The sequence below is a fragment of the Ochrobactrum vermis genome (assembly GCF_002975205.1).
GTDB lineage: Bacteria > Pseudomonadota > Alphaproteobacteria > Rhizobiales > Rhizobiaceae > Brucella > Brucella vermis.
The window spans coordinates 2,806,289-2,820,639 of record NZ_PCOC01000001.1; the positions used below are offsets into that span (position 1 = coordinate 2,806,289).

Sequence of the window (14,351 nt, forward strand, 5' to 3'; positions counted from 1 at the left end):
GATGACACCTATGACCCCACTGGCACAACAAACACTCTTTCTTCCCTTCGATCAGGGCATTCTGGATATGCCCGAACGAGGACAATCCTTCCTCGCCTGCGGTCTTTCTGCGGATCGGCGTCTCGAGGATGAATGGAAGCAGGCGCTGACCTTTCTGCAGCCCTGGCGCCCGGACTGGCTGGCGCTGGATAAGGAAGGCTTCAGTGTCGTTCCCAGGCTGGGCTCAAAATTGGACGAGGAGCGGCGTTTTTCCGGCGGGCTACTTCTGCTTGGAAAACATCGCGGACGCAATGAGGCGTGGTTTGCGGAGCTTCTGGCGCGTGTTGAGCCGGGCGGGTGGATTGCCGTGTCTGGCGACAAGAAACTCGGCATCGACAGTTTCCGCAAATGGGTCGGCAATATTGCCGAGATCAGCGACCGCATGTCGAAAAACCATGCGGTGGTCTTCTGGCTCCGGCGTCCCGCCGATCTCACCGCTGACTTCATCGCCGCGTTGAAGCCGCTTGCCGCCGATATTGACGATGTGTTTCGCACCGAGCCCGGCATGTTCTCGCACGGTGTTATCGACAAGGGCTCGGCACTGCTCGTGCCGCATATGGAGAAGATCGTCTTTGGCAACGTCGCTGATCTTGGCGCCGGCTGGGGCTATCTTGCTGCGCAATGCCTGAAGTTTGCAGATCGCATCAAATCCATCGATCTCTACGAGGCCGATTACGAGGCACTGGAGGCCGCACGCGGCAATCTGGAGCGTCTGGGTGCTTCCGTGCCAATGTCATTCAACTGGTTCGATGTAACCAGTGAAAAAATGACGGGTATTTATGACACCGTGATCATGAACCCGCCGTTTCACGAAGGACGCGCGGCAGACATGTCGCTTGGGCAGACATTTATCGCTGCCGCTGCTTCGCGGCTCAAGATCGGCGGTCGTCTGCTGATGGTCGCAAACCGTCAATTGCCTTATGAGACAACGCTGAAGGGGCTGTTCAAGAACGTGACGCTTCTCGAAGAGGCCAATGGCTTCAAGATATTCGATGCAAAGAAATGAAACAAAAAGGCCGCCTCGAAAGGCGGCTTTTTTACTACATAATTTTAAATGTTAGGGCGCCGTACGCCTAGGAGGGCGCACGGCGCTCTAATCCCCTGTAAGGCTTATTCGCCGCGCTCCGCATCCGAGCTTTTCAGCTCTTCAAGCGTTGGCATGGAGACGATGTTGTAGCCGGAATCCACATAATGGACTTCACCGGTGACACCGCTCGAAAGATCGGACAGCAAATAGAGTGCCGATTTGCCGACATCGTCGATATCGACAGTACGGCGCAGCGGCGAATTGCGGCGCTGATAGCTGAAAATCGCGCGTGCATCGCCGATGCCGGCGCCTGCCAGTGTGCGAACCGGGCCAGCCGAGATCGCATTGACGCGGATGCCCTGTGGGCCATAATCGGCAGCAAGATAACGAACCATGGCTTCAAGCGCGGCCTTGGCAACGCCCATCACGTTGTAGTTCGGAATCGTACGGGTCGAACCGCCATAGGTCAGCGTCAGGATAGAGCCGCCGTCCTTCATAAGCTTTTCGGCGCGCTGAGCCATTTCCGTGAAGGAGTAGGCGGAAATCACCATGGTGCGGCTGAAATTTTCGCGCGTGGTGACGTCTGCGTAGCGACCCTTCAGTTCGGTCTTGTCGGAAAAGCCGATGGCGTGAACGATGAAATCGAGCTTTCCCCATTTCTTCTCGATTTCAGCGAAAACAGCATCGACAGATTCGATGTTTTCCACATCGCAAGGCAGTACGAAATCAGAGCCGACCTGTTCGGCAAGCGGCTTTACGCGCTTGCCGAGTGCATCGCCCTGATAGGTAAAGGCGAGTTCGGCGCCCTGTGCTGCGAGTTGTTTTGAAATTCCCCAAGCGAGTGAGTGATTATTCGCGACCCCCATGATGAGGCCGCGTTTGCCTTTCATCAAACCTTCCATATTTCCCTCTCCCTCAGCCCTGGTAGCGCTGGAAAACCAGCGTTGCATTGGTGCCGCCAAATCCGAAGGAGTTGGAGAGCACGGTGTTGAGCTGAGCGTTGTCAATGCGCTTGCGAACGATAGGCATGTCCGCGAAGGCAGGGTCCAGTTCTTCGATATGTGCGCTTTCGCAAATGAAATTGTTCTGCATCATCAAAAGCGAATAGATCGCTTCCTGCACGCCGGTAGCACCCAGCGAATGTCCGGTCAGCGACTTGGTCGCGGCAATCGGCGGGCAGGCGTCGCCCGAGCCGAACACCTGACGGATGGCGTCGATTTCCGGCGCATCGCCAGCAGGCGTCGAGGTTGCGTGCGGGTTGATGTAGTCAATCTTGGTCTTCACGGTCGAAAGCGCCATCTTCATGCAGCGAATCGCGCCTTCACCAGACGGCGCAACCATGTCGTAACCGTCAGATGTTGCGCCATAGCCGACGATTTCGCCGTAAATCTTGGCGCCGCGCGCAAGCGCGGTTTCGAGGTCTTCCAGCACCAGAACACCGGCGCCGCCTGCAATCACGAAGCCGTCGCGGTTCTTGTCATAGGCGCGCGATGCGGTGGACGGCGTGTCATTATATTTGCTCGACATGGCACCCATGGCGTCAAACAGAACCGAAAGCGTCCAGTCGAGATCCTCGCAGCCGCCTGCGAACATGCGGTCCTGCTTACCATACTGGATCATCTCGAACGCATTGCCGATGCAATGGTTGGATGTCGCGCAGGCCGAAGAGATCGAATAATTGATGCCCTTGATCTTGAAGAACGTCGCAAGCGTCGCGGAAGCCGTCGAGCTCATGGCTTTCGGCACGGCGAACGGGCCGACTCGCTTCGGGCCTTTTTCGCGGGTGATGTCGGCAGAATCAACGATGGTGCGGGTCGAAGGACCGCCGGAACCCATAATGATGCCAGTGCGGTCGTTGGAAATTTCCTCTTCGGAAAGTCCCGCATCCGCAATGGCCTGATCCATGGCGACGTGGTTCCAGGCCGTACCACGGCCATGGAAACGCATCGCGCGCCGGTCGACCAGCGCTTCGACGTCGATATTCGGGGCACCGTGCACCTGGCAACGGAAACCGAGTTCGGCATATTCCTCAGCGCGGGAGATGCCGGACTTTGCTTCACGCAGCGAAGCCGTGACCTCTTCGGTGTTGTTACCAATCGAGGATACGATCCCCATACCCGTTACGACCACACGCCGCATCGCGTTCTCCTTTACACCTGATCCGTGAGCGACGTGTCCATCATACGGACTGCCGCCTGTTCGCGGTTACATAGGTGCGATCTTCGCATGTTTTGAGCGCGGCCGCATGAAAACTGTTCACTTTTTTGCAGTCGCGCTCGTGGATGATGGTGATTGAGGCGCCTTATTGGCCCTCATTGTCCTTCGACAGGCCGACGCGTAGATCGCTCGCCCGGTAGATGGTTTCGCCATCGGCTTTCAACCAGCCATCCGCCGTGCCGAGCACGAGGCGACCGCGCATGACGCGCTTGAAATCAATGCCGTATTCAAGAAGCTTGGTATGCGGACGCACCATGCCCTTGAACTTGACTTCACCGGTGGACAGAGCCATGCCGCGGCCCGGCTCGCCGAGCCAGCCGAGGAAGAAACCGGTCAACTGCCACATGCCGTCGAGGCCGAGACAGCCCGGCATGATCGGATTGCCCATGAAATGGCACGGGAAATACCAGTCGTCGGGGCGCACGTCATATTCGGCGCGGATATAACCCTTGTCGAACTCGCCGCCGGTTTCAGAAATATCGGTGATGCGATGGACCATCAGCATCGGAGGCAGGGGAAGCTGAGCATTGCCGGGGCCGAACATCTCGCCGCGTGCGCAGGCCAGGAGTTCTTCATACCCGTAGCTGGATTTCTGTTCTGCCATTACGCCTCCCTTGAGGTTCATTCTGTATCGACCGGCAATCCGGCCCGATTGTAGGTTTCACCGGAACATCCCTACCACAGACTGTTTCCGGCAGTAAAATCATGCAATGGGTTTATCCGAAAAACCGGGCAATTCCCAAAGCTATTGATAGTTATTTCGCAACGGCATATATCAATGTCAGTATGCAATGGGCAACAGCCCGTTTGACGATTGATGATTTTGCTACAAGCTTGTGACGGAACCAACGGTGAATATGCAATCTTCACATACCCACTCGACGGTCTCGATGGAAGAGCGGCTCCGCCATGCGGGCTTGCGCCCGACGCGTCAGCGCGTTGCGCTTGCGAGCCTGATCTTCGCCCGGGGCGATCGCCATTTGGCTGCCGAAGACCTCCACGAAGAGGCCGTGATGGCCGATGTGCCGGTGTCTCTGGCGACAGTTTACAACACGCTGCACCAGTTCACGGAAGCCGGTATGCTGCGTATTATCGCGGTTGAGGGGTCGAAAACCTATTTCGATACCAATATCTCGGATCACCAGCATTTCTTCCTCGAAGGCGAAAATGTCGTGTTCGATATTCCACATGGCGAGCGTGGGCAGCCGACGGTTGCCAACATGCCGGATGCACCGCAGGGTATGGAAATCGTCAATGTGGATATTATCGTTCGTTTGCGCCGCAAGGGCCAGTAACGGACGACACTGCACACCGGATTGAAAAGAAAGCGGCTATGGCCGCTTTTTTTGTTGCGTATTGGATTGCGTGGGGCTGAAAAGGGAGAAAGTTCTGCGATCCAGGCTGAATCGCCTCCCAAGTTTCAGCCGGATACATTCCAAGGAGATATCATGCGTAAGTTATTCATCGCCGCGACCGTTCTTGCCGTTTTTACCGCCGGCAGTGCCTTTGCAAAAACAGTCCGGGTCGCAGTTACCCCCGGGCCGCATGCCCAGATCATGGAAAAGGTGAAGGAAGTCGCTGAAAAGAACGGTCTTGAAATCGATATTCAGGAATTCTCCGACTATGTCATCCCGAACATGGCGCTCGCGGACGGCGCGCTGGAAGCCAACTCTTTTCAGCATAAGCCTTATCTGGACAATCAGGTCGCCGATCGCGGCTTCGACATTGTGAGCGTTGCCGAGACCGTCAATTTTCCGATGGGTATGTATTCGAAGAAGCTGAAGAATATTTCCGAGCTGGCCGAAGGCGCGACGATTGCGATCCCCAACGATCCGACCAATGGTGGTCGTGCTTTGCTCGTTCTTGCCGAAAACGGCATCATCAAGCTCGATCCTGCCAAGGGATTGAAGGTCAGCGCCCTCGACATCATCGAGAACCCGAAGAGCCTCAAATTCGTTGAACTCGATGCGGCACAGCTTCCGCGTTCGATGGAAGATGTCGATGCTGCTGTCATCAATACCAATTATGCCATGGAAGCAGGCCTGAACCCCGCGGCCGATCCGCTGGTACGGGAAGGCGAGAAGGCGCCTTACGTCAATATTCTCGTCGTTCGCGCTGCCGACAAGGATGCCGATTGGGTTAAAACCCTGATTTCATCCTATCACAGCGATGAAGTGAAAGAATTTATTGCCACGACATTCAAGGGATCGGTGATCCCCGCCTGGTGAGACGTTGGAGTGGCGGCGGGGCGATTTTTCGCCCCGCTCTTCTATCAGGCTTTCAGGTCCATCCGGATATTGCGAAAGGGAAGGCCGTTGTCATCTTTCGATCGCTGACCGGTAATCTTGAAGCCGAGGCGGTTGTAGAAGTGATACGCCCGCTCGTTATCGGCATAGACTTCAAGCGATAATTCACCCTTCAATGTCAGGGCGTGGCGGATCAGAATCTGCCCCACACCAGAGCCTTGACGCTCAGGGTCGACAAACAGCCCGCCGATGAAACAATCCAGCAGGCCAATAAAACCGACCGGACTGTCATCGATGGTGGCAACCCATGTTTCCGCCTTTTCGAGATAGACATCCTCGATGAGTTGACGCTGATCTTGAAGCCGACCTTCTCCAAGAAAAGAATGTGCTTCCAGTGAGGCACGATACCAGATGGACGATAAAGATGGTTTATCCGATGCCCGATAGGCACGGATTGTCACGTCGTGATTTTTCATGATTTTCCAGAGTTTTGGATATGCACAGGAGTTCCGCCGCATGGGCGGGTTCAAATCCGTTAAAACGGTAGCGATGAACGTCTGCGCATAAAACTCCTTCGAAATTCAATTTATTTGCAATATCGGTTTGCGTCGGGAGAAGTCAAGCTTCGCCAGTGCCGTTATCCCGCTTCTGCAGAAAGCCGGGTCAATCAAAGACCTCGCCCGGGTAAACGCCCCAGAGATCCGATTGCTTTATCCACCCGCGGACGCCGCCCATATCCAACCGGCACCATTGGCCGGTGCATTCACGCACCGTGCCGACCACACCCGGCTCAATCTCGGCGGCAAGTCCCGATGTGTCGCTGGCGTCGCGGCGCATATTGATCATCGCCCCCTGATCGTTTTTGAGCCAGGGCGCTGTGATGGCGGTTCTCTTGCCGGAAAGAAGCGACTGGTAGACCCAGCCTTCTGTGCCGTCGGCATCGCGGATACGACGCCAGTTGTCATATTCCTGGATGATCTCGACCGGCAGCCCTGCCTTCATGAAGAGCCATGAAACCGCATAGTCGCGCCCCGGGCCGATACGCAGATTGACGCGAGCCGGTTTAAGGCTGACGAAACGCGGCACCGGAAGCCCGCTTGCGCCGACAGTGGTGCCTGCGGGCTCTGCAGCTTGCGCTCCATGCTCGTGTGAGGCGCCAAGCGGTGCCAGAATGAGAAAAAATGCCAGAAAGCCAAGCGTGGCCATCAAAAAGCGTTGCGAAAGTACTCTGTACAAACTGCGACCTCTCGCCGTCCTGTCACGGCAGAACGGTAGTAGCTTCAGCAGTTTAAGGGGGCTGCGAGGCGACGTTGCCGTCCTGTTTTCAGGCCGTTTATCCATCTGTGTGCAACAGATCGAAATACGGCCTAATTGTTTGATTTTAAATGTATCTTTTCGGAAAACCATCGTGGTTTTTCCAAGAGACACCTGAAGTTTCCGGTTTTTCTTTGTCTTTGCCGCTTCGCCTTGATAGAGATGTTCAGCCGAAGCAATATCCCATATTGCACCGCCTTGGTTAAGGAGGTCTCAACATGAAGCTTCGGTTAACGCATTTCCCGGAAAAGTGGGAGTCGGTTTTCCGCTGGGAATGTGCAGGAAATTTCTTGGAGCGCGACCTGTCAGTTGGTTACAATACGGGCTGTTCCAGGGGCTTTGCTCAACGATGGGGTGGAGATGTCGAACAAGAAGAAACCGCTGGTCGTTCTTACGCGAAAATTGCCGGACCCAGTGGAAACCCGGATGCGGGAACTGTTTGATGCGCGTCTGAACATAGACGACCACCGCATGAATCAGCCGGAAGTCATCGCTGCGATGAAGGAAGCGGACGTTCTGGTGCCTTGCATCACCGACGTTATCGACGCCGCAGCAATCGAGCAGGCGGGCCCCAACCTCAAGCTGATCGCGAATTTCGGCAATGGCGTGGACAATATCGATGTCGCCGCCGCCGCGAAACGCGGTATCACCGTCACCAATACGCCGAATGTCCTCACCGAGGACACAGCCGACATGACCCTGGCGCTGTTGCTGTCGGTGCCAAGACGTCTGGTGGAAGGCGCCAATGTGCTCAATGAGCGCCACGGACAATGGCCGGGCTGGTCGCCGACCTGGATGCTCGGACGGCGCATCTGGGGCAAACGCCTCGGCATTGTCGGCATGGGACGCATCGGTACAGCGGTCGCTCGGCGCGCCAAGGCTTTCGGGCTTTCCATTCACTATCACAACCGCAAGCGTGTCAATCCGCAGGTCGAGGAAGAGCTGGAAGCGACCTACTGGGATAGTCTCGACCAGATGCTGGCCCGGATGGATATCATCTCGGTCAATTGCCCATCCACGCCCGCTACATTCCATTTGCTATCCGCGCGCCGCATCGCGCTGATGCAGCCGACCGCCTATATGGTTAATACGGCCCGCGGCCAGATCATCGACGAGAACGCGCTGATCGAGCTCATCGAGCAGGGCAAGCTTGCCGGAGCAGGGCTGGACGTGTTCGAGAACGAACCGGCGGTTAATCCGCGCCTGCTGGCCCTCGCCGAAAAAGGCAAGGTCGTCCTGCTGCCGCATATGGGCTCGGCCACAATGGAAGGCCGCATCGATATGGGCGACAAGGTTATCATCAATATCAAGGCTTTTGTCGACGGGCATCGCCCGCCCGACCGCGTATTGCCGAACCGGGTTTAGAGCATTTCCAGCAAAAGTGCGAAGCGGCTTTGCGAAGGATAATGCGCACAAAAAATAGCTCTAGCTTTTCCGGCTCGCGGTTTTCGTCTCGTTGACGTTCTTGCCATCGATGAAACGCAGCACCGTATGTGCATAAAGGCGCGGATTTTCGACAGGGACGCCGTGTCCGGCATCGGGCAGGATGATCAGTTGGGCACCCGGTATCTGGCTGGCGATGAATTCCGTATGGTCGCGCGTGATGGCCGTATCGCGGTCGCCGATGACGATTGCAGTGCGAACGCGGATATCCGACAGGTCTTCATCGGTGTAGTTCGGCTCATTTGCCCAGAGCGCATGAATTTCCTTGTCGATGCTCTCATAGTGGCGCAGTTCCGGTATCGGCTTTCCTTCGGCACGAGCCTCGGTATAGCCCGTATTGCCATCGGGCGTGACATTGGCCGCCTGCGCGAACAGGCTTTTCAACCGTTCCGGATAACGCATGGCGATATCGAGGCCGATAATGCCGCCATCGCTCCAGCCGACAAGATCGACCTTGCCGATGTGGAGAAAATCAAGCAGCGCGACATAGTCATCGGCCATCAATCCGTAGGTGATTGGATCTTCGGTGCGGGTTGAATGTCCCTGTCCGCGACTATCGGCAACGATCACGGTGTGGTGACGCGCAAGGATCGGTAGCTGCGCATCCCACACATGCTGGTCGGACAGGCCGCCGGGAATAAGCAGGATTGGCGATCCCTTGCCGACGATCCGGTAATACATCTGGATGCCGTTGACTTCGGCAAAGGCGGCAGGGGACGCGGGAATGGTCATGCGCGCAATTCTCTCAGTCGAAACGGGGGAGGGGAAAGACAAGGCAAAGCCGACCAGCAAGGCGGCTATCGTCAATGTCGTCTTTCCCTTCATGGGTCCCGGTCTCTTGTTGGAGCATCTACAAGTCAGGGCCTGCGGATAAGTGTCGGCAGATCATAGAGATAAGCAATTCGCTTGATCGCATCCTGAAGCGGTTCCAGCGTGACCGTCATCGTGTGTCCGCTCGCATGGATCAGCATATCGTGGGAGGCGCAGATGGCGACATGGCCCTTCCAGAAGACAAGATCGCCGCGCTTCAGGTTGGAGTAAGTCGCATCGGGTTCGACGATTTCGCCGAGCGTATTCTGCTGCATGTCCGAATCGCGCAGGACTTTGCGGCCCGCCACCCACATGGACAGTTGCACAAGGCCGGAACAATCGATGCCGAAGCTCGACGTGCCGCCCCACAGATAGGGCGTGTGAAGAAGGGTTTCTGCGACGGCCACATAGTCTGCCGCATGTTCACTGACCGGCGCAAGATGGCTCGCAATCAGGGCTTCGCCGCTTTCCAGAATCGCATATTTCGTGCCGCGCGTCTCTGCGGCGCCGACGATGCGCGCGCGTGAACCGAGTGACAGTGCCTTGGTATGCGGGAAGCGGAGATCGGCACCGGGATAAACGAAGGTGCGCGGCACAATGACCAGATGCGTTTCGGTTCCAGCGGGTTGTTCCAGCGCGGCAGCGGAGACGTAACCGGTATAGCCGTCGCGTTCGGCCTGCACCCACGACCAGCCGTCCATTTCCTCAAAGACGCGGACGCGATCACCAAAGATCATCTGTGTCTGCGGCCCGCTATCCATACGCGGTTCGGCACGCAGATCGACAACGGACGCGGAAACCTGCATCGGCGTTCCGGCGGTAAAACGCGCCGCTTCCACCTGACCGGTCAGCCGTTCATCGGCGAGGTCAGGGCGGTAGGCGTTGAGGCGGCGGTCGAGCATGGTCAAAGTGGTAACTCCCTGGCTTTGGCGATCACCAGATCACCCAGTCTTTCAACATAAAGTGCACCGGCGACTGTCCTCTTTACTAGCACATTTCGCCGATCTTTTTCATCACGATGCCGGGAGACGAAATCAAGCGCGCCCATTGTGTCGAGCGCGCGGGTAATGACCGGCTTGGTGACATCCAGTTTTGCTGCAAGTCCCCGCACGGTATGCGGCGGGGGCTCCAGATAGATGGTCAGGAGAATGGCTGCCTGTCGCGTGGTAAGATCGGGCATCTCGTCACGCACCTGTTCCAGCGACAGGGTCCTCAGCAATGTCAGCGCCTGCAACGGCTTCAGTTCAATTGGCATCCGGTTCCACCAAAAAACGGGGATTGTTTCGGAACCGTTTTATTCAATCTGCTTTCGGCGTTTCACGCAAGTGAATTCGGGCGAATTCAGCGCGCCGGGTAGCGTTCCTTCAAAAACTGGTAAAGAGCGCGAATGGCTTGTGCCTCTCCACCGACTGGCGAGGCGGGCTTTTCCACCGGCACCCAGCCGAAAATGTCGAAATGCGCCCATCCTTGAGCCTTATCGACAAATTTACTGAGGAAAAGTGCTGCTGTCACCGATCCGGCAAAGCCATCGGTGGTTACATTGTTGATGTCGGCGATCCGTGAGGACAGTTTTTGCGCATAGGGCTTCCACAGCGGCATCCGCCATAGCGGGTCTGCCGTGGCATCCGCACTTTGTGCAATCGAAGCGGCAAGTCCGTCATCATGCGTATAAAATGGCGGCAGATCGGGACCGAGCGCAACACGCGCAGCCCCCGTCAGCGTTGCCATGTCGATCAGGAGTGCAGGCTCCTCTTCATCGGCAAGCGCAAGCGCATCGGCAAGAACCAGACGGCCTTCTGCATCGGTATTGCCGATTTCGACAGTCAGTCCCTTGCGGCTTTGCAGCACGTCGCCCGGACGGAAGGCATTTCCGGCAATCGAATTTTCCACCGCCGGGATCAACACGCGCAGCCGCACCGGCAATTGCGCATCCATGATCATGGAGGCGAGCCCCAGCACATTGGCGGCACCGCCCATGTCCTTCTTCATCAAGAGCATGCCACTTGCCGGTTTGATGTCGAGACCGCCGGTGTCGAAGCAGACGCCCTTGCCAACCAGCGTGATTTTCGGATCGCTTGCTTTGCCCCAGGTGAGATCGATCAGGCGAGGCGCAATAGCGCCAGCGCGACCGACCGCATGGATCATGGGGAAATTCTTCTCCAAAAGCGCATCGCCTTCGGTGACGGCAATGTCAGCCTTGTGTCTCTTCGCCAGTTCACGAGCGGCTTTTTCGAGAGCATCCGGTCCCATATCGTTGGTCGGTGTGTTGATGAGATCGCGCACCAGCGTCACCGCAGTGGAGATGCGACGGATTTCGGCCTCATCCACCCCATCTGGCAAGGCAAGGCGGATCGCCTTGCCATTTGCCTTGCGATAGCGCGTGAAACTATAGCCACCCATCAAGAAGCCCAGAACCGCCAGTCCAGCCTCATCAATCGTGCCGTCAATATGCCAGTCTCCGTCTGGAAGACCGCGCGCAAGCTTTCCAGCCAGAAGCTGCGACTGACTGCCCTTTTCCTCATCTCCTGTTCCAAAAAACGCACCCGATACCAATCCGCCGGCACCGGGGAGGACGAGCACACGTCCGGCTTCTCCGTCAAAGCCGTTGGATTTCGCCCAGACAACCGCATCGGCGGGAAGGCTGGAGGTTTCCAGTCCGCCTTTCGGCGTAAACCAGATCGGGCGGCTTTGTTCGGATTTTCGGGAAAGAAGTTCGACAGACATGATGCTCTTTCTGACCAAATAAGCGATGTCCGGCAAAAGCGCTGGGGTTTTGTCGGAAGTTCATAAAAACAAACAGATAGCGCGATTATTGCCGTGCGGAAACAGAAACCGCAATCGCTTTATTAACCAATCATTAGGGTTAACAGATTATTGATTTAGCAGGAATTGGGCTTGAGGGTGACTAAAGCATGTTGGATGCGCGACACGCTTTGGCAGGAGAGGCGGGATGCTGAACATCGTTCGAAAAGACGCTATCGCAACACGCCTTGGCTTCGCCTGTATTCTTTCAGCACTGGTACTTTCCGGCTGCACATCCGTCGACCGGACTACGACCGGTTCGGTGCGCCGCGCGGCAACAGTTGCCACTTTCGATCACATGAACGACGCGCAGCTTGCCGCCATGGCCGGGCGGCTCGGGGCGCAATATGAGCGCAATCCGAAGGATCGCCAGACGGCGCTCAACTATGCCAATGTGCTGACGCGCCTTGGCCGCAACGATCAGGCGCTGGCCGTCATGCGGGCACTCGCCATTGTCTATCCGAAAGATCAGGCCGTTCTTGCGGCTTATGGCAAGGCGCTTGCAGGCGCTGGCCAGTTCGACGGCGCGCTTGATGCCGTTCGCCGTGCACAGAACCCGGCCTATCCCGATTGGAAACTGGTTTCCGCAGAAGGTGCTGTTCTCGACCAGATGGGCCGGAAGGAGGAGGCGCGCGCGACTTATCAAAAGGCGTTGCAGCTTCAGCCGAATGAACCATCGATCATCTCCAATATGGGGATGTCCTATCTTCTGGCCGGTGATGCGCGAACGGCCGAGACCTATTTCAAGCAGGCCGCAGCTGCGCCCGGTGCGGACAGCCGTGTGCGTCAGAACCTTGCCCTGTCCGTCGGCCTGCAGGGCCGGTTTCAGGAAGCCGAAGCGATTGCCGCGCGCGAGATTTCTCCGCAGCAGGCCAAGGCCAATACGGATTATCTCCGTTCCATGCTGGCACAACAGAACTCCTGGAACATGCTCAAGGACAAGTCGAAGGGCTGAGTCCCCTCACATGGGGATATTTAAGTCAAGGTTGTTGTTCGTGCTACATCAGCATTCTCCACCCTATCGGTATCCAGGTTCTGAGCCATACTGCATGACGCGGCTCGACATCCGAGCCTGATCAACCTCACATCCGGTCGCCGTTGTATGCGGCTACACCAATATCCCGCTTACGGCGGGCAAGGCTCAGGACAACGGGACCTTTCTTTAAAACGGCATTTCGCCAGGGGACTCATCGGTCCGTTGACCCGGATCCGCCGGAACTGATCAGGCTCCGGAAGATTTCAGAATAGGTTTGCGTAGTATCAGCCGGCTTTCATTACGGCGCCCTCTATGACAACACCGGCGGTGACGTATTTCCACAATGCGACCAGCAGCTTGCGGGCAAGTGCGACGATCGTCGTCTTCTTGAGACGACCGCCGCCAGGCTTGATCCGGGCCTTAAACCACAAAGTGAGCGCAGATTGTGGCTGGTGGCGCAACCAGAGCCAGGCAAGCTGGACCATCGTCGTTCGCAGGCGAGGATTGCCCGCTTTTGAAACGCCCTGTTCGCGATCAATCGATCCGCTTCTCCAAGGTGTCGGTGACAGCCCTGCATAGGCAGCGAGCTGTCTCCGGTTGGAAAAATGTCGGAACAGACCTTCCGAGTAGAGATTGACAGCAAACTCGGGACCAATCCCTTTGATCTCAAGTAACATCGCAGCTGGCGACGCTGGGGTGGACGTCTTTTTCTCGGCTACGAGAGCGTCACGCTCCCTCTCCACCGACTTGATCTGCTCAAGAAGCAGCTCAAGTCGATCGAGCTCGCGGCTGATCTGCGCTTTCAAATGCGGCGGTAGCGGGCAGCCATCACCGGTCTTAAGTGCCTCCAGTTTCTTGCGACGGTCGCTGCGCAACGGTTCGTAGCCGGTGATACCTTGGCTGAAGAGCAATCCCTTGACGCGATTGATGTGAAGCGTTCGCTCACATACCAGTGTCTTCCGCTCACGGCAAATCCGACGACGATCCTCCTGCTCGCGCGTCGGTGCCCTGACCATTGAGCAAACACGCGGCTCTCCTCGCTTGTAGGCTAACAGCGTTCGCACCAGTGTCTCGCCGTCAAGACGGTCGGTCTTCACTCGGCGGCGTCGGCGCGACACCGCGATCGAGGCGGCATCGACGATATGGCTTTCGATCCAATCTTCTTGACACAACCGTCGATCGATCCAGAAACCATCGAGACCCGCTTCCTGTATCACCACCAATGGGTACCATGTTCCAGTACGCGCCTGCGCCTTTTCTCGCAATTCGCCAAAGCGCTCCAGAAGTCCTGCTACGTCACCACCGACAACCGCGTGCCGCGACATTTTTTCGCCGCTGCCCGGCGACAAGGATGTGATTAGCCAAGTCGATTTACTCAGTTCTATTGATACGAAAATTGCACCAAGGTCGATGCGGATCGTGGCACGCGCTTCGGATTGGTCAGCCGTAAAAAACATGATTGTCTCCACAGAGTTTG

General features: G+C 56.8%; 15 protein-coding genes. 5 read left to right on the forward strand and 10 right to left on the reverse strand.

Annotated features, from left to right (window positions below; all coding sequences use genetic code 11):
- The first annotated feature begins 10 nt into the window (after positions 1 to 10).
- Complete coding sequence (locus CQZ93_RS13985; protein WP_105543081.1) at positions 11 to 1,045, forward strand: class I SAM-dependent methyltransferase; 1,035 nt, start codon at positions 11 to 13, stop codon at positions 1,043 to 1,045.
- A gap of 104 nt (positions 1,046 to 1,149) precedes the next feature.
- Here CQZ93_RS13985 and fabI read toward each other — a convergent pair whose 3' ends face one another.
- The 3 genes from fabI to fabA all read right to left on the reverse strand — a co-directional run bounded on the left by fabI (position 1,150) and on the right by fabA (position 3,887).
- Entirely contained in the window at positions 1,150 to 1,968 is an 819-nt protein-coding gene (gene fabI, locus CQZ93_RS13990) for an enoyl-ACP reductase FabI (protein WP_105543082.1), read from the reverse strand.
- A 13-nt stretch (positions 1,969 to 1,981) separates the two neighbouring features.
- Positions 1,982 to 3,205 carry a beta-ketoacyl-ACP synthase I gene (fabB, locus tag CQZ93_RS13995; protein WP_105543083.1) on the reverse strand — a complete coding sequence of 408 codons (1,224 nt, stop codon included), beginning with the start codon at positions 3,203 to 3,205 and terminating at the stop codon, positions 1,982 to 1,984.
- Positions 3,206 to 3,368: 163 nt separating this feature from the next.
- The gene (gene fabA, locus CQZ93_RS14000) at positions 3,369 to 3,887 is read right to left on the reverse strand and encodes a 3-hydroxyacyl-[acyl-carrier-protein] dehydratase FabA (protein WP_105543084.1); all 519 of its coding nucleotides are present in this window, start codon (positions 3,885 to 3,887) and stop codon (positions 3,369 to 3,371) included.
- Positions 3,888 to 4,140: 253 nt separating this feature from the next.
- On the opposite strand from fabA, the gene irrA reads away from it, so the two are divergent.
- Positions 4,141 to 4,578 (forward strand): iron response transcriptional regulator IrrA, encoded by a 438-nt coding sequence (irrA, locus tag CQZ93_RS14005; RefSeq protein WP_105543085.1) that lies wholly within the window; start codon positions 4,141 to 4,143, stop codon positions 4,576 to 4,578.
- Positions 4,579 to 4,731: 153 nt separating this feature from the next.
- Positions 4,732 to 5,511, forward strand: coding sequence for a MetQ/NlpA family ABC transporter substrate-binding protein (locus CQZ93_RS14010; RefSeq protein WP_105543321.1), 780 nt, complete (start codon positions 4,732 to 4,734; stop codon positions 5,509 to 5,511).
- Positions 5,512 to 5,555: 44 nt separating this feature from the next.
- Here CQZ93_RS14010 and CQZ93_RS14015 read toward each other — a convergent pair whose 3' ends face one another.
- Both CQZ93_RS14015 and CQZ93_RS14020 read right to left on the reverse strand, forming a co-directional pair.
- Positions 5,556 to 6,005, reverse strand: coding sequence for a GNAT family N-acetyltransferase (locus CQZ93_RS14015; protein ID WP_105543086.1), 450 nt, complete (start codon positions 6,003 to 6,005; stop codon positions 5,556 to 5,558).
- Between the two features lie 187 nt (positions 6,006 to 6,192).
- Positions 6,193 to 6,765: an SH3 domain-containing protein gene (locus CQZ93_RS14020; protein ID WP_105543087.1), complete on the reverse strand. Its 573-nt coding sequence runs from the start codon at positions 6,763 to 6,765 to the stop codon at positions 6,193 to 6,195.
- 438 nt (positions 6,766 to 7,203) lie between these two features.
- Here CQZ93_RS14020 and CQZ93_RS14030 point away from each other — a divergent pair, with 438 nt between their 5' ends.
- The gene (locus CQZ93_RS14030) at positions 7,204 to 8,208 is read left to right on the forward strand and encodes a 2-hydroxyacid dehydrogenase (RefSeq protein WP_105543089.1); all 1,005 of its coding nucleotides are present in this window, start codon (positions 7,204 to 7,206) and stop codon (positions 8,206 to 8,208) included.
- A 60-nt stretch (positions 8,209 to 8,268) separates the two neighbouring features.
- Here CQZ93_RS14030 and CQZ93_RS14035 read toward each other — a convergent pair whose 3' ends face one another.
- The 4 genes from CQZ93_RS14035 to CQZ93_RS14050 form a co-directional block, all read right to left on the reverse strand.
- Positions 8,269 to 9,111 carry an alpha/beta fold hydrolase gene (locus CQZ93_RS14035; protein ID WP_105543090.1) on the reverse strand — a complete coding sequence of 281 codons (843 nt, stop codon included), beginning with the start codon at positions 9,109 to 9,111 and terminating at the stop codon, positions 8,269 to 8,271.
- Between the two features lie 32 nt (positions 9,112 to 9,143).
- Positions 9,144 to 9,998 carry a C40 family peptidase gene (locus CQZ93_RS14040; RefSeq protein WP_181153384.1) on the reverse strand — a complete coding sequence of 285 codons (855 nt, stop codon included), beginning with the start codon at positions 9,996 to 9,998 and terminating at the stop codon, positions 9,144 to 9,146.
- Between the two features lie 2 nt (positions 9,999 to 10,000).
- Positions 10,001 to 10,351, reverse strand: a complete 351-nt coding sequence (locus tag CQZ93_RS14045; protein WP_105543092.1) for a MarR family transcriptional regulator — start codon at positions 10,349 to 10,351, stop codon at positions 10,001 to 10,003.
- An 86-nt stretch (positions 10,352 to 10,437) separates the two neighbouring features.
- On the reverse strand, positions 10,438 to 11,820 hold the full coding sequence (locus CQZ93_RS14050) for a leucyl aminopeptidase family protein (RefSeq protein ID WP_105543093.1): 1,383 nt from the start codon (positions 11,818 to 11,820) through the stop codon (positions 10,438 to 10,440).
- A 226-nt stretch (positions 11,821 to 12,046) separates the two neighbouring features.
- On the opposite strand from CQZ93_RS14050, the gene CQZ93_RS14055 reads away from it, so the two are divergent.
- Positions 12,047 to 12,853 carry a tetratricopeptide repeat protein gene (locus CQZ93_RS14055; RefSeq protein WP_105543094.1) on the forward strand — a complete coding sequence of 269 codons (807 nt, stop codon included), beginning with the start codon at positions 12,047 to 12,049 and terminating at the stop codon, positions 12,851 to 12,853.
- 305 nt (positions 12,854 to 13,158) lie between these two features.
- Here the strand turns inward: CQZ93_RS14055 and CQZ93_RS14060 are convergent, their stop codons facing one another.
- Complete coding sequence (locus CQZ93_RS14060) at positions 13,159 to 14,331, reverse strand: IS110 family RNA-guided transposase (protein ID WP_105541851.1); 1,173 nt, start codon at positions 14,329 to 14,331, stop codon at positions 13,159 to 13,161.
- Between the last annotated feature and the right edge of the window lie 20 nt (positions 14,332 to 14,351).